This window comes from Prevotella sp. C0209C1 (assembly GCF_056583855.1).
Genome location: NZ_JBWPJP010000034.1, coordinates 1 through 26367, shown reverse-complemented (window position 1 = coordinate 26367; position 26367 = coordinate 1). Strand labels below are relative to the sequence as shown.

The following is a 26367-nucleotide window of genomic DNA, read 5'->3' as shown; positions in this document are numbered from 1 at the left end:
TCCTTTCTTCCTTTACAGGCTTATGAAATTATGTGCCTGAGAGGAGAAGGCTTGCAACTGGGTTTTACGACTGACCCGAAATTAGGGCTCAGTAGAAAATCAGTGGGGATAGGCGTATAGTTTTGCAATTCTGAATAGGAAAAACTTCTTGTCTCTGACTCCTCTTAGATTAGCTCGGAAAAGTTGATTTGGTACTGTCCTATAAAAGTGTGTAAGCTATTCTTCTCTTTTATCCTTTCTATTTCCATTTTCGTTTATACACTTCCAACTTTTAAATTGGTATATTTTCTTTTTATGACCGTTTTGGGTTTATGGGGCTTGAAACACCCTAAAATTAAAATCAACTCGTTCCCCAAAGCCATCAAAAACAATTAGTCTTGTTTTTTTTGTATAGTTTTTATCTACAATCACCTCTATGTTCTTTTTGTCTTTTGAAATGAGGAATGTAATCCAGTCATAGTGAATTCGTTGAACACCATTCTCCAATACTTCATTCTCAATCTTTTCAGAATCAATCATTACATAATTTCGTTCCGGGTCTAACAGACCACAAAATTTCCACGAATAACGCTTCAACACCACTTCTACATTTTGTTTGCCGCCTTTTGCAGTAAAAGACAAATATTCTTGTTTTACACGTGGCTCTTGACTAATGTCATCGCAAGATAACAAACATGATACAAGAAATAAAAGACTTGTAATAATTAAACAAAACTTTTTCATTATACGTATATTATTTATCTTGTTTTGACCATAAAATAAGATAGGCTGTCTTTGAACGATAATCCATTGCATCATTGCTCCCTGTATACTCAAATTCATCGTTCACATTTTGAACATAGAGATAATAACCATTAGAAGAACCTTTCCAGCCAGCATTTACATGATAAAGATGCCTTATGCCATCTCTCCATTTTCTAAACATTCCAGTTCCAAGAAATCCGCTACCTTTTATTCTTTTCTTAAATTCAATCATTCCGTCAATCACAAAAGTATGATAAGAAACATAATTGAGAGAACCAGACGATGCAGTCATTATAATAAAAGCATGTGGATGATTAAAGAAATCTTCAGCAACTCGTTTATCTTCAGACCACCCATACCCATCGAAATCGCCATTGCCGACAATACAATTGTCATATCTAGAATCAATATGATCTCCTACTATTTTTCTAAGAAATTTTGTTGCATTGATATTCATTTCCTCTTGTTTGATATGCCATATTATATTGCTGTATTTTCTTTTGGTAATCTTGAATTTCCTTACTATTACCTGCAATCATATTTTGGATATATGGTTTCATTTCTTTTTCTTGAAGAGCATATTTATCAAATTTACCAGAGTCTAACACCGCATAAATGGGAAAAGACCTTTTATCTTTGGATACAATTGCATATCCATTTGCATTTGAGAATGAAACGATATAGAAATTATCAGCAAATTCATCTACAATATTGCTTGATCTAAACCGAGGTTCTTTTGCTAAGTCTATAACTTTTTCAATCTTTCTTGATTGCTTATTTCCTCTCATAAATATATATTTATCAATTCTTTTTTACTTTTTTTTTGAGCACTATTGGCTCACTTGCAGTCTATATTTTTTGATTTTTAGGCTGTATATGCTCTATTTCCATCTCATATTCTCCCTTTATTTGAGAGAATTAGACACAATTATTCCTGGCGTTCGATATAAATTGTAGGCAATAGCCTCCATGATGTGTTGTGCGTGAGTCTTAGCTAAACTTACATATCTGGCTATGCCACCATGAAACCATCTATGAATAGATCCAAAGGTACGTTTCGCTTTGTACCGTGTCTTGCTGATGGCTACATTAACACGCTGCTCTTTTTCCGTTAGCTTACATCCCCTTACTCCTTTGTGCATGATACGACTCTTGAGCTTCATACGTTTGAATACATCCTTGTTTGCAGTAGAATTATAACCCTTGTCGGCATAAACAAGCGTTGTTTCATGCTATAAAGGTACAAAAATATGATGAAATGAGTAAATCTTCAACAATAAGTTTTGCAGAGGTCTCATGCTATCAAAGAGCTATTACTTCTTTGTTCTCTCACAAGGCAATTATTTCCAGTATCGTGAAAATTCTATTTTTCTTCGTTTTATTTATTATTAGTTCATATCTTTGTAACTAATATTGAGATATACAATCATTTAATGGGACAGAAGAAAGAGCATAGCAACCTAATCTCGCCATCATCTTCAAAGTGGCAGATATTCTTAATATCTCACCAAAAGAATTAATAAAATAGAAAGTTTATGAGTACTAAATTTTTCAATAACAATATTGGCAATTCTCTTTTTGACAAATTTAAAGGTATAGCTGATGGAATGCCGAACTTTCATTCTTTCCTTGCTGTTGTAGGCTATTTCCGTTCGTCAGGTTATTTTAAGCTGCGAAAAGAATTGGCTAACGTACAAGATATTAGGATTCTTGTGGGGATTAATATTGATAGAATTTTCAGAAGACATAATCAAGCATTGCTTATGCTTGACGGTGAAGATGAAGCAAGAGAAATTTACACAAAGGACTTTATACAAGACGTCAAGGATGCTCAATATTCACAAGATATAGAAGATGGCATTATTCAACTTTGTGATGACATTGTTTCGGGCAAGTTGCATATGCGCATTCATAAGTCGAAGAACCTTCATGCTAAGTTTTATCTGTGTCTGCCCCACACTTTTAGTCCCAATACAGACGGATGGGTGTTGATGGGGTCGTCTAACATTTCCGATTCAGGATTGGGTATAACCCAACCACCTCGATATGAGCTGAATGTTGCTATGAAAGACTATGACGATGTGGCATATTGTAAAAATGAGTTTGAAACCCTATGGAGCGAGGGAATACCAATTACAGCTGAAGATATTGAACGAATCCGCAAAAAGACTCATCTTGAAAGTTTTCCTACTCCATATGAAATTTTTATGAAAGTCTTGATAGATGCTTTTGGTAATCAGGTAGAAGACGATTTTACACTTGATTTGCCAAAAGGCTATATGCAGTTGAAATACCAAAAGGACGCAGTCATTCAGGGATTTCAGATGCTAAAGGAGTATAATGGTTTCTTTCTTGCTGATGTGGTTGGTACAGGAAAGACGATTGTAGCAGCCATGATAGCTAAGCGTTTTGTTGAAGAAAATGGCAAGAATACTAAGATTCTTGTAATATATCCTCCTGCTGTTAAAGAAAACTGGCTTGGCACTTTTAATGACTTTAGCCTCACAAAGTATACTCAGTTTGTTACAAACGGCAGTTTGAACAAAATCATAGCAGGGAGTGATAATTATGATGATCCAGAAATTTTTGATCTTGTAATTGTTGATGAAGCACATAATTTTCGCACAGACACCTCTGGTCGATATGATGATTTGCAACGTATATGTAAGGCTCCACGTATTAATGAAGGACTGATAGAAGGTGTACAAAAGAAAGTTATATTATTATCTGCTACACCACTGAATAACCGTCCAGAGGATTTTCGTAATCTGATATTGTTATTCCAAAACGCTCGCAAGCCTACTCTTAATGGCATTACTAACATTATAACATTGTTTCAACCATGGATTAAGCAGTATAATGACCTTATGCGCAAGCGTGGCAAGACCGACAACAGCGAGATAACCGCTGCTGCTGATAAAATTTATGAAGAAATGCGCACAAGAGTTCTTGATAAAATCCTTGTTCGTAGAACTCGCAAGAATCTTTGGAACAATGATGAATACAAAGCAGACCTCATACGGCAGGGAATTCACTTCCCCAATGTTAAGCAGCCAAATGAATGTATATATCAGCTGGATGAGGAACTGAGCAAACTTTTTTATAACACCATTACAATACTTACCGATACACCTGACGAAGATAACCTTAACGGTATTGGATTACATTTTGCGAGATATCGCGCCATTGAGTATATTATTGGGGAAAAGGCTTCGAAGTATCGTAATGCCATACAGTTTGCACGTGTGTTCTCTGGTATGTTTCGTGTTCACATGGTAAAACGACTTGAAAGCAGTTTTTATGCTTTTAAAAAATCATTACATACATTCCTTCGTATCACTAATGACATGATTAAAATGTGGGATGAAAATAATATCCTCATTGCACCCGATATTGATGTGAAAGGAATGATGGCAAACAATGTAGAGATAGATGCTATTATTGAGAAAGCTTTGCATCGTGGATATAACAAAGATGATATACTTTTTACTCAGGCAGACTTCAATCCTGAATACATCGAGAAACTTCGTGAGGATTCTGAAAAGCTTAAAAGACTAACGGACCTTTGGGATAAGGTAGAAAAAGACCCAAAATATGATAAATTCAAAGGACTTCTTGAGTCTGAGTTGATGAGCCATACGAAAAATATAAATGGCAAAGAGGTAGAGCTCAACAAAGAAGGTAAGCTTGTTATTTTCTCAGAAAGTGTTGATACCATTAACTATTTAGGTGACAGACTGGAAAATGATTTGCACCGCACTGACGTACTTGTTGTCAGTGCTTCCAACAGAAAAGCAGTTTTGAATAGTATCCGGGACAATTTTGATGCTAACTTCTCTGGCGAGAAGCAAAATAAATATAATATCATTATTTCATCCGATGTGCTTGCCGAAGGGGTTAACCTACATAGGTCTAATGTCATTGTCAACTATGACTCGCCTTGGAACGCTACACGCTTGATGCAGCGCATAGGTCGTGTAAACCGTATAGGTTCTACATCTGACCATATCTATAATTATATGTTCTATCCCTCTAATGATGGCGACAAGCAGATTCAGCTATATACCAATGCCCTTATAAAGCTGCAAGGGTTTCATTCTGCACTTGGCGAAGATGCTCAAGTGTACTCGCGTGAGGAGATGCTGCGTGAATTCCAGCTCTTTGATGATAAAGTGCGTGACAACGTTGATAAGCAGTTGGAGCTTATACGTGAAATACGTGAACTTTATACAAAGAACAAAGACCTTTATAACAAGATAAAAAAATTACCTTGTAAGAGCCGTACAGTTCGCTCGGCTGTGCATAGACCTCATGGTGTAGCCCCTCTATCTACCATTGTATATATTGCTACAGGACAGCGGTCGCAGTTCTATCGGATAACGGGCAACGAAGCCCCTTTGCCAGTGGAATTCTTGCAAGCAGCTGAATGGCTACGTGCAAAGCAAGATGAGCCTGTTGGCAATATGGAAGCCGTTAAAGATGTTCATTATACGCATGTGCGTAAAGCTTTTGCTGCCTATAAGCAGGAAACTTCAGCTGTAGAGACCACAGATATTTCTATTGCTGAGAGGAAGAAAGACAAGAACGCTATTAGTGCATTGGCTTTTTTACGCGAAATGAAACGCCTGTTTAGCTATGATGATATACACAATAAGATACGAGTGATAGAGCAATATGTTAACGATGGCATATTTTCTAACCTCACATTAAGCATTAATAGATTGAGCCGCGAATTAAACAAACAGAAGAAAACCACTCAGTTATCCACTCTCAAACCACTGCTTTCAATGCGTTTAGAGAGCTTATACGACCATTACTACATCTGCAAAGAAAGAAAAGAGACAGAGAATCAATATCAACAATCAAAAATAATAACATCTGAAACATTCGAATAAGCGAGTACAAAGAAAATAAGTTTTCTTTGTCGAGTGTGAGAATGTTCAAAGACAAATTAAACATTCGAATAAGCGAGTACAAAGAAAATAGGTTTTCTTTGTCGAGTGTGAGGATGTTCAATAACAAATTAAATATTCGAATAAATTATGGCATACACAGCAGAACAGCTCAGCACTATATTTCAAAGCAAATTCAACCTGAAAGAATGGACACAGTTTTTAACTAACTTCATAGGCGCTAAGATTATCCGCCAAGTGCCGGAACAATTAGAACTTGATCCCTCTGAGGGAAAGGGTTATTACCTTGGTCAGAAAGCTACAACCGACAATTACGAAATAGGTCTGTTTTATATTAAAACAAATACTTCTGTTAAAAATCGCCGTGTTGGATTACGCCAGATAGTAAAGCCTTATCTCCGCTATTTGGTTGATGCAGCTTTAGTTGTTTTTGACGATGGTAACAATTGGCGACTTTCTTTTGTGTGCGACATTAAGGGTGAAAGCACTTCGCCCAAACGATATACATTCGTGTTTGGTGATAGTGGCAGCTATTATAATACGGCTGTCAGCCGTTTCTCTAACCTACAGAACAAGGGTGTAAATTTCGCCAACTTAAAAGAAGCTTTCTCAGTAGAAGCCCTATCAAAAGATTTCTATACCAAATTATATTCGTGGTATCAATGGGCGTTGTCTGATGAAGTGAATGTTACTTTTCCTAACAATCCTGACACAGAGAAGGACGACAGGGAGAATATGAATGTGAAGTTGATTCGGCTTATAACACGCTTACTTTTCGTTTGGTTTGTCAAGCAAAAGAATTTGGTGCCAAATAATATTTTTGACATAGCACAATTAAAGAAAATCCTTGTTGATTTCAATCCCTATGCTACAGACAATGGTAACTATTATAATGCCATTTTGCAAAACCTTTTTTTTGCCACACTCAATTGTGCTATTATTGATGAAGAAGGTAGTTCACGCCAGTTTGCCATAGCTAAGTCAGCACGTGATACTCGTAACCTGTATCGTTATGCTGAAATGTTTAGTATTTCAGAAGATGAAGTGGTAAAGCTGTTTGCTAAAGTACCATTTCTCAATGGAGGTTTGTTTGAGTGTTTGGATAAACCTAAAGGATTATATCTAAAGCAGGAGTACGATGTGCTATACGACGGCTTCAGCCGTAATGGAACGCGTTCATCTAATGGAAACTTTAAGTATCGTGCATTTATTCCCAATATTCTTTTCTTTAATGATGATGAGCTACACCCTGGTCTTATCAATTTACTTAGCCAGTATAACTTTACCATAGAAGAAAACTCTCCTACAGATGCTGTAGTTTCACTTGACCCAGAATTGCTTGGACGAGTTTTTGAGAATTTATTGGCAGATTTCAATGAAGAGACGCATGTTTCTGCACGAAAAGCTACAGGCTCATTCTATACTCCGCGTGAGATAGTAGATTATATGGTAGATGAGTCTATCAAAAGTTATCTTCTTGGGAAAGACAGTTTAGGCATTGATGCAAATAGCCTGAATGAATTGTTTGTGAAGAAGAATATACCGGCTAATTGGAACGTTAGCACATGCCATGATGTTGCTGAGGCTCTGAAAAACATCAAAATACTTGACCCTGCGTGTGGCTCTGGTGCCTTTCCTATGGGCTGTCTTCATAGAATTGTAGAACTGGAAGAAATACTCAGCAAAGGCAATATAGACAGATACAACCTTAAGCTATCTATTATAGAAAATTGTGTATATGGCGTAGATATTCAGCCTATAGCTATGCTTATTTGTAAATTACGTTTCTTTATCTCTCTTATCTGCGAACAGACTAATGTAGACTTTAATAGCCCTGAAACTAACTTCGGAATCAATACTTTGCCTAACCTTGAAACAAAGTTTGTTGCAGCTAACTCTCTTATAAGTGCTGACATTAGAAGTTATGAAAACGATTGGACTGCTGACGAAAAACTTTCTCAACTTAAGGAACAACTTCTTAACATACGAAACGAACACTTTTTGGCAAAAGGAAGAAAAGCGAAAAGGCAAAGCCAGCGCATGGACGAGGCTAAGCGAGAAGAGATAATGAATTACATAGTAAAACACTCTACAGAGCCTGATGCCTCTGTTATATCTGTTTTAGAGAAAGAAGTAGAGCGTTTACAAGTTAATCTCAAAGAATATGAAAAGGAAGTGTGGGTCAACAAAACTCGCCCTGCAGAGGTAAACCTGTTTGGTGTGGTAGAATCGCCTGATGCTATATTCCGTGAGGATATTAATAAGAAAAAGCGTGATGAGCTCAACGCTCAGATACGTACCCTTGAAAATAACATAAGAAAAGAAAAGAGTAAAGGAGAAATCGTAGGCTTTGAGGCGGCTGTAAAACAAATAACAGAATGGAATCCATACGATCAAAATTCTGTTTCTACATTCTTTGACCCAGAATGGATGTTCTGCCTCAAAGAAAAATTTGATATCGTCATAGGTAATCCGCCATATATTTCAACAAAGGGAGTCAAAAAAGAGGATAAAAAACGTTATGAGAAGGAGTTTGGCTTCTCTGATGATACATATAACTTGTTTACCTTCAAAGGGCTTTCTCTTTGTAAGGAGGGTGGGGTGCTTAGCTATATTACTCCAAAAACTTTTTGGACAACACAGACTAAGCGCAATATGCGCGACCTCATTTTGTCAAAGCGAATCGACTATATCTTTGATACGGCTAATCCTTTTGAGGCTGTAATGGTTGATACTTGTATAACCCAGACTGCAAATCTTCCTATGCCAGAAGGGCATAAAGTCTGTTTCTTCGATGGGACTGAAGATCTTTTAGTCCCGTTACAATATGCACCAATTAAACAGAGTGTGTTTATTAATACGCAAAATTCTGTTATCTTTAAACCTACAGACCTAAATCTTCGTATATATGAATTATATGGAAAGAAGGTCAAAGAACTGTTTGATAAATGGTGGGATAAAATAGAGACATCAAAGAAAATTGCAAAGAACCAAAAAGAGCTTGAAACGTATCGAGCCAGTCTAAAGCCAGGTGATGTGGCTCTACTTGGATGTTTGACTGAAGGAGGACAAGGGCTTGCAACAGCGAACAACGGAAAATATATCGCTGTTCGTCGTTCTACAAAATGGGCAAAAAATATTATAGAATCTCGTCCTAAAAAATTAGCCGAAGCTATAAATAAGAAAAAAGTGCGTGTTCCACAGCTGGCAAACTTTGCTAACGAAAAGGCTTTTCTTGATACACTTTCAGAGAAAGAGATAGCAACATTATTTGATACTCTTAAGGAGCAATATGGACGTGATATTTTTGGTCAAGGATACATTTATAAGATTATAGATGATAGTGAATTAGCTAACGTTGATGAATTGTCCAAAGAAGAAAAAGAAAATGGAATAGATACCTCAAAGAACTATTATGTACCCTATGACAAAGGGGATAAGGATGGAAATAGGTGGTATCTTGAAACACCATTTGCCATTGCATGGTCTAAAGAGAACGTCCAGTTTTTGAAGACTAATTCTGGCAAAAAGGGCGAAGGTATGCCAGTTGTTCGTAATCCACAATTCTACTTTAGGGAGGGATTTTGTTGGAACTTAATTAATGGGACGAGAAGTTCTAATGATTTAAAATTTCGTATGGCTCCTATTGGCGTTAATGATGTAGGATCTATGACGCTGCATCTATGTGAACATAAATTTCTTTCAAATAGCTTGATTTTAGCAGTTGGAAATTCTCTATTAATAAATAAGTATACAGAAGCATATGTCAATTTTACGGTTAACTTTCAAGTAAATGATTGTAGGCAAATACCGATTATCATACCTAGTTCAGAAGAGTTGCAAAATATTGAGTCACTTATAGATAAAGTTATTAGCATCAAAAAGTCTGCTTTAGAGACAGGCTCTGAAACAGACTGTATTGATACTGATTTGCTACTCATTGAGAATGAAATTGATAATGCTGTACTATCACTATATCGAATATAATTTGAGTACAGCTTTGTCAAGTTCAGTTTGCTTGCCATTAAGTTTTTCTTCTGCAAAATTGGTAGAAATAGCAGAAGAAAAAATATCTCTCTTAGCTGCAATGGAGACCACGCTGATTTGCCTAAATATCTCTAATTCATAAGGCGAAGGTATGATTATTGGAAGTTGACGTGCATCATTAATCTGGAAGTGAGAAGTATTGTTGATGAAGTTATCCACATACATGCTTATAAACTCTGAGTTTATCAAGCTAACATAATACCAATCAGGCAGTTCTGTCATACTGAATAGGCTCATACTTAGCACATCAAATACGCCCTTTGATTTAATGCGTGCTTTTAGATATGTAGAATTTACATCTATCCAACAAAATCCCTCCTTCTTCAAAGATGATATAACTTCTCAACATATAAGTCAACTTCTTTTTGAATGGTGTCAAGCGATTCGGTAGCCGATAATACACCCTTCTTTATTTCAATAGCTTTTGTAATAAACTTAACAGCCTGTTCGTTCTCTTCTTTTCGAGGGATAATGACTGGTAATTGTCGTGCATCGTTTATTTGGAAAGTCTGAGTGTTGTTAACAAAATTGTCAACATAATAACTAATAAAAGTAGAATTAATAAGAGTAATGATATAGTCTTCTTCAACCAAATCAGAAACTCCAAAGATGCTCATACTTTTAACATCATGAATACTTTTTTCTTTTTTGCGACATTTTAAAAAAGTAGTATTTATATCACTCCAGCACAATCCCTCCCTAAAGTAGAATGAATACCCTTGATATCGAGCTTTTGGGTCTGTCTTCAAAAACTGGACACTATTAATAGATTCCTCTTTCCCATCTTCCATTAACAGATTTTGTCGGCAATCTTATTTCAGTATATGCAAGATACCTGTATAATGTCCCTCTTGCAACCTTTATCTTTTTAGCAATAGCAGGTATGCTAACACCTTCGGACAGTTTTTTTAATATATAGTCATGTTTTGCCAAACACTTAGAATTAAGTTGGTTATTCCTTCTCCCACAACCTCGTCCTATTTGTTTTCCTTCTGATTTCAACCTCGCTAACGCCTCTTTGGTGCGCTGGCTGATGAGGTTACGCTCTATCTCTGCAGAGAGTCCGAAGGCAAAGGCAAGGACTTTGCTCTGGATATCATCTCCAAGACGGTAGTTGTCCTTAATAGTCCATACTCGGCATTCCTTAACCATACATATATTGAGAATTTCCATTATCATAAACAAGTTACGCCCAAGCCGAGACAGCTCGCTACAAATGATTATGTCATCTTTTCTAACTTTCTTCAACAAGTTCCCCAGCTGCCGTTTGGTATAATTCTTTGTACCGCTAATAGTTTCTTCTATCCAATCATTAACTAAAAGATTTCGTTTCTCGCAGAATTTGCTAATCTCAAAACGTTGGTTTTCCACTGTTTGCTTATCGCTGCTTACTCTAATATATCCGTAAATCATAATTGTATGTGTGATAATTATTACTTTCACAAATATAAATGGATATTTGTGTTGTTCAATACCAAACTTCTTTGTACATGGTATGTCTTTTGAGTAACGGCGAGGTCGAAGATCAAGTGTATGATAAGTGATACTGTAGATATAGTGAGCTTGCTTTAAGCGATTAATAGCTATATATACAATAAGGAAAAATGATCTATTTTGATAAAAAAGAATAGAGTTGTTGATTAAAAATAATTTATTTTTGATGTATTTTTAATCTATTTTTCAGAGAAAAATAATTTATTTTTTTCTTATAAATTATATCTTTTTCTGTCTTAATATCCTATTTTTTTAACATATATATTTGCTCGTTTATATGTTAATAAAGCAGCTTGCGTTCTAAGTATATTAATTCTTAATAGTAAAACTCTATCATTAAAAGATAATTTATACTAATTTATTTGTAAATTTGTAGGTATGGAAAAGAGAATAATTGAATCGCTTAAGAATTGTCCACTCTTTGTTGAGATGAATGAGATAGAGATCGAAATGACTCTTATCAATACTCCTTATAGTATTATTAATTTAGAGGCACATGATGTATATGCTTTGGCAGGAATGCCTTGTAAGTATGCAGATATTATTATATGTGGTACTTTGGTATGCCGTATGGCTTCGCTTTCAGGGAAACAGGTAGAGGTAAGTAAGCTGTCTGAAGGAAACATTATAGCTCCTGCACTTATCTTTGCTCAAAACAAAGAAATGCCAGTAAGTGTAGAAACTATTAGCCGTGTAAAAATTCTCAGGTTGCGCCCAGAAGAATTAAAAAAACTCATTGATAACGATGAGCATTTAAGAATGAATTTTATTAGAATATTATCTAATATAAATATGTTTCTCACTCAGAAAATAAAATTTTTAAGTTTGTTTACCATAAAGGAGAAAGTAGCATATCTCTTATTAGAGTGTGCAGGCGAGCAAGGTAGTAATAGCATACATCTAACACGTTCAAGAAAAGAAATAGCTGATTCTTTTGGTATTCAGAAGTTTTCTTTATTAAGAGTGTTATCTCATTTTGAGAAAGATGGTGCTATTACTATCAAAGGGAAAGATATTACTATATTAGATAAGAAAAAGATGCTAAAATAGTAATTTGATTATTGTATATCTGTTATAAGCATTATGTTATCTATAACGCATCTTTAATATAGTATATCTTTAGGGTTGCTAACAAAAGTGGTAGCTCCATGTTTTAAGAGAAAATCTTTATCTCTAAATCCCCACAGTACACTTATACAGGGAAGATTACAGTTTTTAGCAGTCATTATATCTACATCACTATCGCCAATATATACTGCCCCTTTGCGAGAAACTCCCAATTCTTTTAACGCTTCAAGAACAGTGTCAGGGGCAGGTTTCTTTTTTATTGTTTCACGTTCTCCAATTGCAACATCTATAGTATCAGAAAAGAAATGGCAAGCAAGGTTTTTTGTAGCTGTATAAAACTTATTGCTGACTATGGCAAGGTGCTTGCCACGCTGTTTAAGCTCTGTAAGTAGAGCAGGAATGCCATCGTAAGGGCGCGTAGTGTCAAGATTATGTTTTAAGTAATGTTGCCTAAAGTCAGCGTATGTTTGTTCAAATTTAGGGTTGTTTTCTCCATGCGGAATGGCACGCTGCATAAGTTTTTTTACACCATTTCCCACAAACATTCTAATATCTTCTAAAGAATGTTCAGCCATACCATTTTTATGTAAAGCATAGTTAGTACTTTTTGCAAGATCTTCAAGTGTACTAAGTAAAGTACCATCGAGGTCAAAAATATAAGTATCGTATTCTTTCATTTTTATGTCAATATTGTTTTTATAAGCTTATAGATTGCGAAATGTTGTTAAGTTATAATTGTTTTGCAGTACAAAATTAAGAAATAAATGATGAAATACTTATCTTTGCACATCTTTATTAAGAAATAAGAGAAGTAAAATGGGTAAAAACAAAAAGAAAAAAGGTTCATCACACGCAAAAATAGTATTGCTATTCATTTTTTTGATTGTGATATTAGGAGTATATTCGGCATTTTTTTCAGGTATGTCGAATAATGGTAAGGTAAGTTATATTACAGTAGATAAAGATGATACTCCAGATTCTATTTTATATAAATTAAAGCCTAAAGTAACACATTATAGCTTAATAGCTTATAAGCAGTTGGCAAGGTTGGTGGGTTATGGCAATAATATTCGCACAGGTAGATATAAGATAGGTAATAGTGGAGCACTTATGACCTTTCGTCATATTCGCAATGGTATGCAAGCTCCAGTGAGTTTAACTATTAGAAGTGTGCGAACACTTGGCGATTTAGCTGATGATGTGTGCAAGCAGATGATGTTTACCCGTACAGAATTTATGAATAAGATAACAGATGCAGAGACTTGCAAAAAATATGGTTATACGCCAACTACTATTATTGCGATGTTTGTACCTAACACATACGATTTTTATTGGAACACTTCTTTAGACAAATTTCTTAATAAAATAAGCAATGGTAGTAAAAAGTTTTGGAATTTTAGTCGATTACAGAAAGCTAAACAGATGGGACTTACTCCAACAGAAGTAATTACCTTAGCAAGCATAGTAGATGAAGAGACTGATAATGTTGGCGAGATGCCTATGGTAGCAGGTATGTATATGAATCGTTATAAAAAAGGTATGCGTTTGCAGGCAGATCCTACAGTGAAATACGCTACAGGCAACTTTACAGCACATCGTATTTATGAAAAATGGACACTTACAGATAGCCCTTATAACACATATAGATATAAGGGCTTACCTATAGGACCTATCCGTATACCTTCTGTTGCAGCTATTGATGCAGTGCTTAATTACGTGCATCATGATTATATGTATATGTGTGCTAAAGAAGACTTTAGTGGTACACATAATTTTTCCAAAACTTATGAAGAACATCAAGTTAATGCTTCTAACTATGCAAAGGCTTTAGATAAGAAAGGTATTAATTAAGAAAGAAAAAGACTATATGGGAACTATTTTTTAAAAGAGTTCCTTATTCAAAACCAGTCGGTGAGAGAATAGTGCTTAGGAGCTTGCTATTATGTGTATATAAAAAAGCTAAGCTCCTATATTAGTTCTACTTTGTCTATATGTTGCTCTTTATCGCAATAATGACATTTCAATATACCTTTTTCTTTATTAACTACATTAAAAATAGTTTCCATAGGCTCGTTGTTTGTAATACACTTAGGATTATTACATTTTACAATGCCCCGAAGCTCGTCAGGAGTTACTACTTTTTTCTTTTCTACCACTTCATAGTCTTTAATGATGTTCAGTACAACATTAGGTGCTACTACTGATAAACGTGAAATTTCGTCATCTGTGAAAAACTTATCGCTTACCTTAATAATACCTTTTGAGCCTACCATCTTCGATGAAAAGTTAAAGCCTATAGTAACAGGTGTGACGAGCTTCTGGAGCTGTAATAAGTTTACAACATGAAAAGTTTTTTCTGTTGGAATATGGTCAATAACAGTTCCGTTCTGGATAGCTGCTACGAGCCTTTCTTTTTTTGACATATTCTTTTCTGACATATTTCTTTCTTTTTACTTGATAATGGTTTTATCTTTACGTATATCTTCTAATGTAATTCCTAAGCAATGGCAGTATATAGCCTCTCTGGCGAAGAGCCCATTTTTAGCTTGCTGTATATAGTAAGCGTGAGGATCGTTATCGACATCGTATGCTATTTCGTTAACACGTGGTAATGGGTGTAGTATCCTCATGTTATCACGTGCCTTCGAGAGCATATCTTTGCGTAGTATATAAATATTTTTAACCTGTTCATATTCCATTAGGTCAGAGAAGCGTTCCTTTTGTACACGCGTCATGTATAATATATCGGCATTAGCAATAATATCAGGAGTAAACTCTTCGTGTTCTATATATCTTATATTATGTTTTTTACAATAGGCCTTATACTCCAAAGGCATAGCTAACGCCTTAGGTGCAATAAAATGAAAAGTAGGGTTAAAGTGTCGCATTGCCATGATAAGCGAATGTACAGTCCTACCGTATTTTAAGTCGCCAACAAGAAAGATATTAAGATTTTCGAGCCTACCTTGTGTTTGATAAATGGTATACAGGTCTAATAAGCATTGTGAAGGATGCTGATGTGCTCCATCGCCAGCATTAATAATAGGTACAGGAGCTATTTCTGACGCATATTGTGCGGCTCCCTCGATATAGTGTCGCATAACGATAGCATCTGCATAATTTGAAACCATTAAAATAGTATCTTTGAGAGTTTCACCTTTACTAACGCTTGACACTTTAGCATCTGTAAAACCTATAACTTTAGCTCCGAGCCTATTGGCTGCTGTTTCAAAACTTAAACGTGTGCGTGTAGATGGCTCATAAAATAATGTTGCTACAACTCTACCTTTTAAAAGCTCACGGTTAGGATACTTCTCAAACTCTTGCGCCATTTCGATTAAGTGTAGTAGCTCATCTCGATTTAGCGTCTTAATGTTTACAAAATTATGATTTTCCATTAGTCAGATAACTATTTTTATTATATTCTGATGGTAAAGTTACAGAAAATCATTATACTATCAAACCTAAAAAGAAGAAAAAATTCTATTTATCAAAAAAACTTTTATTTATTTTGCTCTTTCCTTATTTAGAGGTATCTTTGCATATATTTTCATTAATTCTATAGATAGGATTTTTAATGAGTTGATAAATGAGAAGGCATTTCGTACATATTCTTTGGGGGTTATTTATAGCCATAGTAAGCGTAATATTTATATTCTTTATTTCTGTTTGGAATGGTTGGATAGGTTATATGCCTAAAATGGACGAGCTTTCAGACCCTATAGATAAGTTTGCTTCCCAAGTTTATTCTTCTGATCAGAAGCTTATTGGAACATGGAATCAAGATAATGCTAACCGCGTAGCAGTGGGTTATAACAGCCTTTCTCCACACCTTGTTCATGCTTTGGTTTCTACAGAAGACGAGCGCTTTTATGAACATTCTGGTGTTGATTTCATTGCTTTAGGTCGTGCAATATTAAAGCGTGGTGTTATGCGTCAGCAGAATGCCGGAGGAGGCTCAACGATAACTCAGCAGTTAGCTAAGCAAATATTTTCAGAAAAGGCACATAGTAGTTTTGAGCGATTGCTTCAAAAACCTATAGAATGGATAATAGCGATAAAGTTAGAGCGTTATTTTACAAAAGAAGAGATAATAGCGATGTACTTTAATTATTTCGACTTTTTACATAATGCTGTAGGTATAAAGCGAGCAGCTAATGTTTATTTTAATAAAGAGCCTAAAAATCTTAATATATTAGAGGCAGCACTTTTAGTGGGCTTGTGTAAGAATCCATCTCTTTATAATCCTTTACGCCACCCAGATCGTTGCTTGGATAGGCGTAATACGGTTATGATGCAAATGGCAAAGTCGGGTTATCTTACGCATGATGAGTATTTAGAGCTATGTAGTAAGCCTCTTGGTATTCATTATTCTGCTGACAAGCCTGTTAATGGATCGGCTAATTATTTCCAATCATTCTTACGTAGGTATATGATGGCAGTAAAGCCTGAACGTGCAAATTATAAGTCGTGGCGTATGCGTGATTTTGTTCTTGATTCTATAGCATGGGAACAAGATCCTTTATATGGCTGGTGTAATAAAAACTTTAAACGTAACGGAGAGCCTTATGATGTTAATTCTGATGGGCTTCGTATTTATACTACCATTGATACACGAATGCAGCAATATGCAGAAGAAGCAGTACGAAAGCAAGTAGGTGGCAAACTTCAGACTTTGTTTAATCAAGCAAGCAGATATAAAAAGAATGCTCCTTTCTCTTCAAATCTTTCTCGACGTCAGATAAAAGCAATATTAAATGCAGCTTGTTTGCGTAGCAATCGTTATATTACCTTAAAAGAGCAGGGAGCTACAGCAGACGAGATAAAACGTAGTTTTCGTACTCCTCATGAAATGACTATTTTCACTTATCATGGCGATGTTGATACTGTAATGACTCCAATAGATTCTATTCGTTATTATAAATCATTTCTCCGTTCAGCTTTTATGAGTATGGATCCTAAAACAGGTGCAGTAAAAGCCTATGTGGGTGGTATTGATTATCAGCATTTTAAATATGATATGGTTATGGGCGGACGACGTCAGGTAGGCTCTACTATTAAGCCTTTCCTATATGCCTTAGCCATGCAAAACGGCATGACACCATGTTCTACAGCACCTAATATACAACGTACTTATGGTGGTTGGACGCCACGTAATGGCTCACGAGCTCGTTATGGTCAAGAAGTATCTTTAAAGTGGGGATTGCAACAGTCGAATAACTGGATTTCTGCTTATTTAATAAATCTTTTAGGAGCATCTCAATTTGTGAATATTTTGCATGATTTTGGTCTTAATAATCCTGATATAGATAAGAATGCTTCGCCAGTTCTTTGTCTTGGACCTTGTGAAGTTTCAGTGGGTGAAATGACAAGTGCTTATACTACTTTTGCAAATAATGGTATTCGTTGTGCTCCATTATATGTAACAAAGATAGAAGATAGTCATGGCAATGTGTTAGCAAAGTTTCAACCACTTATGACAGAAGTTATATCTTCTGCCTCTTCTAATCAGATGTTAGAAATGCTTATATCTGTAGTTAATGGAGGAACAGCTCGCCGCTTACGTAGCTATCTTAATTATACAGGTGATATAGGAGGTAAGACTGGTACTACTAATAACAATTCAGATGGCTGGTTTATGGGTATAACTCCGGAGCTTGTTAATGGTTGTTGGGTAGGTGGAGAAGATCGTGATATCCGCTTTGAATCTACTGCACTTGGACAAGGAGCCTCTACTGCTCTTCCTGTTTGGGCATATTATATGCAACTTATTTATGCCGATAAGCGTTTAGGATACCATTCTTCTGCAAAATTTAAATTTCCTCCAAATTTTAATTCATGTGCAGTTACTGATACTGTTAGTATTAATGGTATTCAGGAAGAATATTTTTGATGAATATAAAGAGGTTATATCTTATAATACATTTAAGGGTATAAAATTTATTTTTTTATCAAATTTATAAATGCTTATATAACTTACATATTAATATTACAAACCATTGAACGCAAAAGAACTATTAGATAATGCTCTTGGGCATTTGAGAAAAAAAAATATTAGTAGAGCAATAAGTTTACTAGATCTATTATATAAAGAGCAACCATCATTATTGGGTTGTGATGAGTTTGAGAATATAAAGATGAGTTTTGGCTTATTGCTTGAATATATGCAGAAGAATGTTGAAGATCCTCATCGTGATGACCTTTATATAACCTTGTTGCAGCGATTATATGCTGTTACAGCTAATTTAAAGGTTAGCTGGCATTGTAAGCACACCCCTATATATATTGATTCTTTTCGTAAAAGCAATCATTTAAATACAAGTTATGACTTTTTACGTACTGTTTTAGAGGAGTTTGTCTCTGATGTAGCATTGTTGTCATTAAAGGAAGATGTAGTTAGGAAACAAAAACAAGAAGAGCTTTATGAAAGGCATCTTGTTTTTATAGACAGATTATTTAGTACTATTATTATTTCCTTGCAATGGAATGATGACGAACGTGATTTTTATGAGAAACTTCTTTTAGCACCAACTATAGATGTAATTGATCAACAGATTATCATAGCAGCTGTTATGATGAGTGGTATGAATCAGTTTGATGTAAACAAGTTTAAATTGCTTGTAAATATTTATAGCAAAGCTACAGAAGAAGGTGTACGTCAGCGAGCATTAGTAGGCTGGGTTCTTATGCTTAGTGAAGAAGGTTTTATCTATAATGAGTATAAAAAAATCATAGAAGATCTTTGTTGTAATAAAAATATAGCAAAGACTCTTTATGATCTTCAGATACAATTTCTTCTTAGTAAAGATGCTAAAAAAGATAATGCTGCTATAGAACGAGATATTATGCCAGATATAATTAAAGCTCAAAATCTACAGAGCGACAGAATAGGCATTAATCTCGAAAATAAAATTAGCGAGGACGATATCTTTAATGCACATGCAGAGGAAGAAATGATGGAAAAGATGGAGGATAATATTAATAAGATGGGAGAGATGTTCAGAAATGGCTCAGATGTTTATTTTGGAGGATTTCGCCAGATGAAATCTTTTCCCATTTTTCGATCTATAGTAACATGGTTTTCTCCATTTTATGCAGAACATCCAGGGCTTAGGCAGGTATGTGAGAAGGTAGGAGCTGATAAGATAATAGACACATTAGTTAAAAACGGGGCTTTCTGTGAGTCGGATAAATATTCATTTACCTGTGCTTTAGGAGCTGTTATTGATAGGATTCCACCTCAGATGAAAGAGGCTCTTTATAGTAATGCTACTTTGATGCCATTAGGCGGATTAGATGTAGAACATTTATGCGCACCAGCTTACATTCGTAGAATGTTTATACAAGACCTTTATAGATTTTTTGAGTTATTTCCAAATTTAACAGGTATAGTTAATCCTTTTAATCAGATAAAAGTTACATTAGAATCTCCAAATATTCTGTTCTTTATAAATAAAGTTTTTGAGAAGACAGGGTTAGATGCTTATAAGCTAAAAGTTGCTTTCCAGCTTTATAAACGTAAAATGAAGTATGAGACAAGTAGCTTACTACGCACCTTTAAAGAAGAAAAGTCAGATTATTATGCTCTTTCAGCTAAGGCAGCTCTACCTATGGTGAATTTTAATGATTTCACCAAGGCAATAGCATTAGATCCATCTAACGAGTGGGCTTTAGAAGGATATGCTAAAGGTCTGTTATCTGTTTCTATGTATGATAAAGCAGAAAAACTTTATCTTCAACTGATGAAAGAACATCCTAATAATTTATCATATACACTTAACTATACACTATGTCTTTTGAATTTAGACAAATTGGAAAAGGCAAAGAGTATGATATTTAAGGTATATTATAAATATGATACAAATAAAAATGTAAAGCGACTATTTGCGTGGATAATGCTTAAAGATGATAATATAGAAAAAGCATATAATGTATATACAGAATTATTAGAAATGCCCTCTGTAAAGGCTGAAGATTATCTTAATGCTGGTTATTCAAGGTGGTTTAAAGGCGATATAGATGAAGCTTCTAAATTATTTAAACGTTGGGCTACACATGTTAATCAATCGGAAACATCATTAGATCGTGAATTTGCGCGTGATAAAGATTTACTCGACAAATATGGTATATCAGACGTTTCTAAAATATTGATGCAAGCACTGGTAGAAAAATAAAATAAAAATAAATTTGCTCACTTTTATTTTATATTGTACCTTTGTATCGGATTTGAGTATTGGTAGCTGTTTCGGATTAAGATAAAGAACGTCTGAGTGATAACGCAGCACACTCTTATAAATTTTTATCGCCGATATGGCTCAGTTGGTAGAGCAACGCATTCGTAATGCGTAGGTCCCGGGTTCGAGTCCCGGTATCGGCTCATATTGCGGAATTAGCACATCGGTAGTGCACGGGCTTCCCAAGCCTGGGAGGCGGGTTCGATTCCCGTATTCCGCTCAAGATTGAAAACGATTTCCTATATTTAGGAGGTCGTTTTTTTAATTTTATTTTCTTACTTTTGTAGTCTATAAAAAAGAAATATAATAATTAATATAAGACAAACCAAAACATCATGGAACAGTTATTAATAAATAGTTATGATGAGTTTGCATCATATTTAGGTAAGAAGTTAGGTGAGAGTGAGTGGCTTGCAGTAGATCAAGATCGTATAAATCTTTTTGCTGATGCTACTCTTGATCATCAATGGATACATGTAGATACAAAGCGTGCTAATGAGGAGTCGCCTTATCATAGTACTATAGCGCATGGCTATCTTACATTGTCATTACTACCATATATGTGGAATCAGATTATTAAGGTTAATAATCTGAAGATGATGGTAAATTACGGTATGGATAAAATGCGTTTTGGCAATCCTGTTATAACAGGATCACGTATAAGACTTGTAGCAAATCTTGATACAATAGAAAATCTTCGTGGTATTTGTCGTGCAGGGATTAAATTTCAGATAGAAATAGAAGGACAGCGCAAGCCTGCATTAGAAGGAATAGCAACATTTTTATATTATTTTGCCTAAAATATTATCTTTATTATTTATAGATATTTTAGTAAAATATATTTTTTAGGCTTGTGCAAATTTATGATTAAAACAAATGTGTTAAAATAAAATAAGCCCCTTATATCTTTTATAATTTACGATATAAGGGGTTTGCTGTGATTTTATATTATACTTAATTATATATCTTCGTTTTCTTCTGTTTTTTTTCGTGGACCTCTACGCTTCTTAACCTTATCTTCAGGAAGATCTACCTTAACTCCAGCAAGTTCGGGATCTATTAAGATTCTGCCACAATATTCACAGACAATAATCTTCTTGTGCATCTTAATGTCTAATTGTCTCTGAGGTGGAATCTTATTAAAGCAGCCTCCACACGCATCACGTTGCACATAAACGATACCTAAACCATTGCGAGCTCCTTTACGAATGCGTTTAAAGCTGCGAAGTAGTCCAGGTTCGATCTTTGTTTCAAGCTCACTTGCTTTTGACTTTAGTTCAGTTTCTTCTTCACGAGTCTCCTGCATTATGTCATCGAGCTCGTTACGTTTATCATTTAAAGCATGTTGCTTGTTATCAAGCTGTTCATGTGTTGTTATAAGATCTGCTTGTTTCTCTTCTACTTTAATTTGCGCCTCTTTTATTTTTTTGTTACAAAGCTCAATTTCCAATGTTTGGAACTCTATCTGCTTTGTTAAAGAATCGTATTCACGATTATTAGCAACAGTTTCTAACTGTTGGTTGTAACGTTTAAGACTAGCTTCTGCTTCAATGATCTCTCCTTTTTTCTGTGTAATAGAGTGTTGGAAATCTTTTATGTCTTGTTCTATTTTTTCTATACGAGTATGAAGTCCTTCAAGGTCGTCTTCTAAATCACGTACTTCAAGTGGTAGCTCTCCTCGCAATGCACGCTTTTCATCAATGGTAGACAAGGTTTGTTGCAAAGCAAAAAGATTTTTTAGTTTATCTTCCACTGGTAACTCCTTAAGATCTTTTTTTGCCATAATTGTTATTTATATATTAATTTTGTTATTTTGTTTTTGTTACAAGTAGATAATAGGATTAGTGTTTATATTAGATAGATAGCATTTTACCTTAGAGCAATCTCTCTCTATGATAGCTTTAAATATTTCAACAGTAAATTGCTCACTTTGATAATGTCCAATAGCACAAAGTTGTATTGTTTGCTCATAACCAAAAAAATCATGGTAACTTATTTCTCCAGTAACAAACGCATCAACCCCAGCTTTTACGGCATCTTTTATTAGGAAAGCTCCTGAACCACCACAAAGAGCAATAGTTTTTATGTTACGCCTTAACAATTGATTTGCTTGAAGACACTCTACTTTAAAACATTTTTTAAGCAATATAATAAAATCGTCAGCAGCTAAAGGAACAGGAAAGTCTCCTATAATACCATCTGAGGCATAAGTAATTTCACCTTTAATATTATTAGCTACTTGTTTTGTTTTTCCAAATGTTCGAAGATTAGTTAAATGGAGTTTTTCGGCTATTTTATTATTTACTCCTCCCCATACAGCATCCATATTAGTGTGCATGGCTACTACTGTAATACCATTTTGTATAGCTTTTATAATTGTGCGTTGCACATAAGTTTCAGTAGTTATATGAGCTAATTTGTGAAATATAAGAGGGTGGTGGGCTACAATAAGATTGCATCCCTTATATATAGCCTCATCTATAATAGGCTCTGTTACGTCAAGACATAATAAAACCCCTGAGACATCCACGTCTGTTAATCCTATTTGTAAGCCAGCATTATCGTAGCTTTCTTGCAATGGCAGAGGTGCGAATTGTTCAAGGGCGTTAATAACTTCCTTTATTTTCATGCTATGCATAAAATTATTTAGGATACAAAGGTATATATTTTATAGCATATTGCCAACAATTATGCTAAAAGGTTACTATACTATAGTAGCTATTTAATATTATTTAAAACAGATATTTTCTTTTTGTATGGGGATTTTATATTTATATGATTGTTATATTTTTATTTCGGTTATATTTTGTGCTTATATATTTTTTTTATACTTTTGGTTTCTTAAAATATTTTATTGGCAAATTAGTTTTGTCATGAAGGTATTGTTATATTTATCATGTTAAGATTGAAGATGCGTCAAATTATAAATCATTTTACAGATGATGACCTGTATAAGTTATCAATGTGTTGTGCTGTTATTGACAACTATCCGCGTGCTCAAGTGCGTTATCAGTTTGTAGACCGTGACGACACAATTTATCCTTTCGGGTTTGCTGAAGAGGTTCGACATCAAATAGAATTATTAGAAAATATAGTTATTAGTGATGAAGAGATAGACTTTATGAAGCGTAAATGTACCTTTTTGCCCGAGTGGTTTTTAACTTATCTAAGAGGTTATCGTTTTGATCATAGATGGGTAAAGGTATGGCAAACTGAGGAGGGCTATTTACATATTGAGTTTGAAGGTCTTTGGGCAGATACTATATTGCTAGAGGTAAAGGTACTTGCAATCATTTCAGAATTGTATTATATATTTAATGGTCAAGCAGAAGAACTTGATTATAAAGAGTTATATAATAAAACATACCATAAGGCAGAGCGTTTATTAGAAGCTGGCTGTGTTTTTTCTGATTTTGGAACTCGCCGTCGTGCAAGTTTGGTAGCAGAAGATACAGCTATTAAAGCTCTTAAAGATTGCGCTAATAGTAGGTTATGGACAGGAAAGTTTGTTGGTACAAGTAATGTTTATTTAGCGATGAAGCATGATATAACCCCTGTTGGAACTATGGCTCATGAATTTATTTGTGCTATAGGAGGTATGTTTGGACCTCAGATGGCTAATCATATTGCAATGGAAGCTTGGAGTCATACTTTTCGTGGTGCCTTAGGAACTTTCCTTTACGATTCTTTTGGATGGGATATATTTTCTTATAATTTTGCGGAAAATTTTGCTCAGATGTTTAAGGGTTTGCGTGTAGATTCTGGTGATAATTATGATCAGTTAGATAAGATCTGTGCAAAGTATAAATCACTTGGCATTGATCCTAAAACAAAACAAGTTGTTTTTTCTAATGCATTAGATACTGATAGCGTTATAGAGTTAAATAGAGTAGCATGCAAGCGAGTTATTCCATCTTTTGGGATAGGGACTCATTTTACAAATGATTTTACAGGTGTAAAGCCTCGTAATATTGTTATAAAACTTGTTGCAGTAAAAATAACAGAGTCTTGGCCATATTTTAACGATACGTGTAAAATTTCAGAGGATAAAGGAAAACATACAGGGAAGCCAGATGTGATAGAGAGATTTATGAAATTAATACATTTTCAGGAGTAATTAGAAGAAGATAATGACTTTTATTAAAGATGTAAAATAATATAAATAAAAGCAATAGCTATTTATTTTTAATACAATATCTATATATAAATGCGCACATTAATTATTGATAATTACGATTCTTTTACTTGTAATCTTTTTCATCTGTTACAGTTAGCTGCCCCCAAAAATGAAACTTTTGAAGTATTAAAGAACGATGAAGTTTGCTTTTCTAAATTGCATAAATATCATCGTATCGTTGCATCTCCAGGACCGGGCTTACCTTGTGAAGCTGGTAGCCTGTTGAAAATATTTACAAAGATAGAGGATAGAGTTCCTTATTTGGGGGTATGTTTAGGGCATCAGGCATTAGCTGAGGCATATGGAGCAAGATTATGTCAGTTACCCATCCCTGTTCATGGAGGTACATCACAGGTTGTCATTAATAATAAATCTTCTATTTTTAAGCATTTGAATAGTTATATAATAGTAGCACGTTATCATTCATGGGTTGTGGAAAGGAATAGTTTACCATGTTCGTTTGAAATTATTTCAGAAACTAAAACGGGTATCATCATGGGATTGCAACATCGTAATGCGCCTTTGTATGGTGTTCAATTTCACCCAGAGTCGTTTATGACTTCATGTGGATTACAAATACTTCAAAACTTTTATAATCTATGAAAATAGAGAGACCAGAGATTGTTGTGAAAGAGATGAATCGTTGTGCAGCAAGTAAAATTCCTTTTCTTTTTGCTTTCGACTTTGAGATAGAGAATGCTTTTTTTATAGAAAACCCTCTTGAACAGCAAAAGGTTCTTTTTCGAACACCTTTGGGAGGTAATAGTCTTGTTAAAAATAAACATATAAAAGATTGTCTTATAGCGAAACCAATAAGTTTTAAAACTTATAAAAAACGTTTTGATATTGTTAGTGAAGGTTTACATCGTGGCGACTCGTTTTTAACTAATCTAACAGTGCAAACACCTATTACTTGTAAAACTTCGCTGCTTGAAATATTCGAAACATCAAATGCTCCTTATTGTCTCTTTGTGCCTAAAAAGTTCGTATGTTTTTCTCCTGAGATATTTGTGCGTATAAATGGTAATACAATTTCTACTTTTCCAATGAAGGGAACAATAGATGCTACTGTAAAAAATGCTAAAGAAACTATTCTTAATAATCCTAAAGAGGCAGCAGAACATGTTACTGTAGTAGACCTACTTCGTAATGATTTAGGATTAAATGCTAATGATATACAAGTGGTAAAATATAGATATATAAATAAAATAGATACTTTTCAACGTTCTATTTTGCAAGTCAGCAGCGAAATAAAAGGTACACTTAAAGATGATTGGCAAAAACGATTAGGTGATATTATTTTGTCAATGTTACCAGCAGGCTCTGTTTCAGGTGCCCCAAAAGTTGCTACTACTAAGATTATACGAAAAGCAGAACAAGGTCAAAAGCGTGGGTTTTATACAGGTGTTTTTGGATATTATGATGGGGAACGTGTAGATAGTGGTGTATTAATCCGATATATAGAGGAAATAGAAGGAAAATATTTCTTTCGTAGTGGTGGTGGCATTACCGTGAATAGTAGTTGTATATCAGAATACAATGAAGTAATTGAAAAGATTTATATCCCAAAATAATGGCTTTATTATTTAAAGTGTATATTTGTTTTAGTAAATAATATTCGACCTATAGCTCATTTTGCAGGATAGAATCCTCCTTAACTACCGATATACACTGGTGTTCTCAGCAATTC

Annotated in this window: 21 protein-coding genes, 2 tRNA genes and 1 pseudogene; 12 read left to right on the top strand and 12 right to left on the bottom strand. The window is 34.5% G+C overall.

Annotated features, from left to right (window positions below; all coding sequences use genetic code 11):
• Positions 1-309 precede the first annotated feature (309 nt).
• From AC1DCD_RS08915 to AC1DCD_RS08900, 4 genes and pseudogenes are all read right to left on the bottom strand, one after another.
• Positions 310-723 carry a hypothetical protein gene (locus AC1DCD_RS08915; protein ID WP_019036942.1) on the bottom strand — a complete coding sequence of 138 codons (414 nt, stop codon included), beginning with the start codon at positions 721-723 and terminating at the stop codon, positions 310-312.
• Positions 724-733: 10 nt separating this feature from the next.
• Entirely contained in the window at positions 734-1201 is a 468-nt protein-coding gene (locus AC1DCD_RS08910) for a C10 family peptidase (protein WP_197053073.1), read from the bottom strand.
• A complete protein-coding gene (locus AC1DCD_RS08905; protein WP_156098375.1) occupies positions 1173-1532 on the bottom strand; it encodes a Spi family protease inhibitor in 360 nt (119 codons plus the stop codon). The genes AC1DCD_RS08910 and AC1DCD_RS08905 overlap by 29 nt, the downstream gene beginning before the upstream one ends.
• 117 nt (positions 1533-1649) lie before the next feature.
• Positions 1650-1967: pseudogene (locus AC1DCD_RS08900) on the bottom strand (transposase); the annotation flags it as partial.
• Between the two features lie 312 nt (positions 1968-2279).
• Here AC1DCD_RS08900 and AC1DCD_RS08895 point away from each other — a divergent pair.
• Together AC1DCD_RS08895 and AC1DCD_RS08890 are read left to right on the top strand one after the other, a co-directional pair.
• Positions 2280-5639: a helicase-related protein gene (locus tag AC1DCD_RS08895; RefSeq protein ID WP_464641180.1), complete on the top strand. Its 3360-nt coding sequence runs from the start codon at positions 2280-2282 to the stop codon at positions 5637-5639.
• 147 nt (positions 5640-5786) lie between these two features.
• Positions 5787-9644, top strand: a complete 3858-nt coding sequence (locus AC1DCD_RS08890) for an Eco57I restriction-modification methylase domain-containing protein (protein WP_464641182.1) — start codon at positions 5787-5789, stop codon at positions 9642-9644.
• Here AC1DCD_RS08890 and AC1DCD_RS08885 read toward each other — a convergent pair.
• The 3 genes from AC1DCD_RS08885 to AC1DCD_RS08875 are packed head-to-tail and all read right to left on the bottom strand — an operon-like array spanning position 9630 to position 11117.
• Positions 9630-10031 (bottom strand): BREX-1 system adenine-specific DNA-methyltransferase PglX, encoded by a 402-nt coding sequence (locus AC1DCD_RS08885; protein ID WP_231551766.1) that lies wholly within the window; start codon positions 10029-10031, stop codon positions 9630-9632. The two genes, AC1DCD_RS08890 and AC1DCD_RS08885, sit on opposite strands and share 15 nt — an antisense overlap.
• Complete coding sequence (locus AC1DCD_RS08880; RefSeq protein WP_464641184.1) at positions 10028-10495, bottom strand: DNA modification methylase; 468 nt, start codon at positions 10493-10495, stop codon at positions 10028-10030. The genes AC1DCD_RS08885 and AC1DCD_RS08880 overlap by 4 nt, the downstream gene beginning before the upstream one ends.
• Positions 10467-11117 (bottom strand): master DNA invertase Mpi family serine-type recombinase, encoded by a 651-nt coding sequence (locus tag AC1DCD_RS08875; protein ID WP_052045038.1) that lies wholly within the window; start codon positions 11115-11117, stop codon positions 10467-10469. Before AC1DCD_RS08875 ends, AC1DCD_RS08880 begins: the two co-directional genes overlap by 29 nt.
• 459 nt (positions 11118-11576) lie before the next feature.
• Here AC1DCD_RS08875 and AC1DCD_RS08870 point away from each other — a divergent pair, with 459 nt between their 5' ends.
• Positions 11577-12248, top strand: a complete 672-nt coding sequence (locus tag AC1DCD_RS08870; RefSeq protein ID WP_008446939.1) for a Crp/Fnr family transcriptional regulator — start codon at positions 11577-11579, stop codon at positions 12246-12248.
• A 53-nt stretch (positions 12249-12301) separates the two neighbouring features.
• Here the strand turns inward: AC1DCD_RS08870 and AC1DCD_RS08865 are convergent, their stop codons facing one another.
• A complete protein-coding gene (locus tag AC1DCD_RS08865) occupies positions 12302-12943 on the bottom strand; it encodes an HAD family hydrolase (RefSeq protein ID WP_008446955.1) in 642 nt (213 codons plus the stop codon).
• Between the two features lie 139 nt (positions 12944-13082).
• Between AC1DCD_RS08865 and mltG the strand changes: the two genes are divergently transcribed.
• On the top strand, positions 13083-14117 hold the full coding sequence (gene mltG, locus AC1DCD_RS08860; protein ID WP_464641187.1) for an endolytic transglycosylase MltG: 1035 nt from the start codon (positions 13083-13085) through the stop codon (positions 14115-14117).
• Positions 14118-14233: 116 nt separating this feature from the next.
• Here mltG and pyrI read toward each other — a convergent pair whose 3' ends face one another.
• Positions 14234-14689: an aspartate carbamoyltransferase regulatory subunit gene (gene pyrI / locus AC1DCD_RS08855; RefSeq protein WP_024992617.1), complete on the bottom strand. Its 456-nt coding sequence runs from the start codon at positions 14687-14689 to the stop codon at positions 14234-14236.
• A gap of 27 nt (positions 14690-14716) precedes the next feature.
• Positions 14717-15664 carry an aspartate carbamoyltransferase gene (gene pyrB / locus AC1DCD_RS08850; protein ID WP_008446953.1) on the bottom strand — a complete coding sequence of 316 codons (948 nt, stop codon included), beginning with the start codon at positions 15662-15664 and terminating at the stop codon, positions 14717-14719.
• Between the two features lie 191 nt (positions 15665-15855).
• Here pyrB and AC1DCD_RS08845 point away from each other — a divergent pair, with 191 nt between their 5' ends.
• The 5 genes from AC1DCD_RS08845 (at position 15856) to AC1DCD_RS08825 (ending at position 21300) form a co-directional block, all read left to right on the top strand.
• Positions 15856-18159 (top strand): transglycosylase domain-containing protein, encoded by a 2304-nt coding sequence (locus AC1DCD_RS08845; protein WP_060933183.1) that lies wholly within the window; start codon positions 15856-15858, stop codon positions 18157-18159.
• A 106-nt stretch (positions 18160-18265) separates the two neighbouring features.
• Positions 18266-20440, top strand: coding sequence for a tetratricopeptide repeat protein (locus AC1DCD_RS08840; protein WP_464641190.1), 2175 nt, complete (start codon positions 18266-18268; stop codon positions 20438-20440).
• 130 nt (positions 20441-20570) lie between these two features.
• Positions 20571-20643: transfer RNA gene (locus AC1DCD_RS08835), tRNA-Thr, on the top strand.
• Between the two features lie 6 nt (positions 20644-20649).
• Positions 20650-20720: transfer RNA gene (locus tag AC1DCD_RS08830), tRNA-Gly, on the top strand.
• A 115-nt stretch (positions 20721-20835) separates the two neighbouring features.
• Positions 20836-21300: a MaoC family dehydratase gene (locus AC1DCD_RS08825; RefSeq protein ID WP_353587010.1), complete on the top strand. Its 465-nt coding sequence runs from the start codon at positions 20836-20838 to the stop codon at positions 21298-21300.
• Positions 21301-21458: 158 nt separating this feature from the next.
• Here AC1DCD_RS08825 and AC1DCD_RS08820 read toward each other — a convergent pair whose 3' ends face one another.
• Positions 21459-22283 carry a zinc ribbon domain-containing protein gene (locus AC1DCD_RS08820; protein ID WP_008446935.1) on the bottom strand — a complete coding sequence of 275 codons (825 nt, stop codon included), beginning with the start codon at positions 22281-22283 and terminating at the stop codon, positions 21459-21461.
• A 39-nt stretch (positions 22284-22322) separates the two neighbouring features.
• Complete coding sequence (locus AC1DCD_RS08815; protein WP_464641192.1) at positions 22323-23138, bottom strand: Nif3-like dinuclear metal center hexameric protein; 816 nt, start codon at positions 23136-23138, stop codon at positions 22323-22325.
• 273 nt (positions 23139-23411) lie between these two features.
• Here AC1DCD_RS08815 and pncB point away from each other — a divergent pair, with 273 nt between their 5' ends.
• The 3 genes from pncB to AC1DCD_RS08800 all read left to right on the top strand — a co-directional run bounded on the left by pncB (position 23412) and on the right by AC1DCD_RS08800 (position 26251).
• Positions 23412-24617 (top strand): nicotinate phosphoribosyltransferase, encoded by a 1206-nt coding sequence (gene pncB / locus AC1DCD_RS08810; protein WP_464641194.1) that lies wholly within the window; start codon positions 23412-23414, stop codon positions 24615-24617.
• Positions 24618-24707: 90 nt separating this feature from the next.
• On the top strand, positions 24708-25280 hold the full coding sequence (locus AC1DCD_RS08805; RefSeq protein WP_008446951.1) for an anthranilate synthase component II: 573 nt from the start codon (positions 24708-24710) through the stop codon (positions 25278-25280).
• A complete protein-coding gene (locus AC1DCD_RS08800) occupies positions 25277-26251 on the top strand; it encodes an aminodeoxychorismate synthase component I (RefSeq protein WP_036856837.1) in 975 nt (324 codons plus the stop codon). The genes AC1DCD_RS08805 and AC1DCD_RS08800 overlap by 4 nt, the downstream gene beginning before the upstream one ends.
• The last annotated feature ends 116 nt before the right edge of the window (positions 26252-26367 follow it).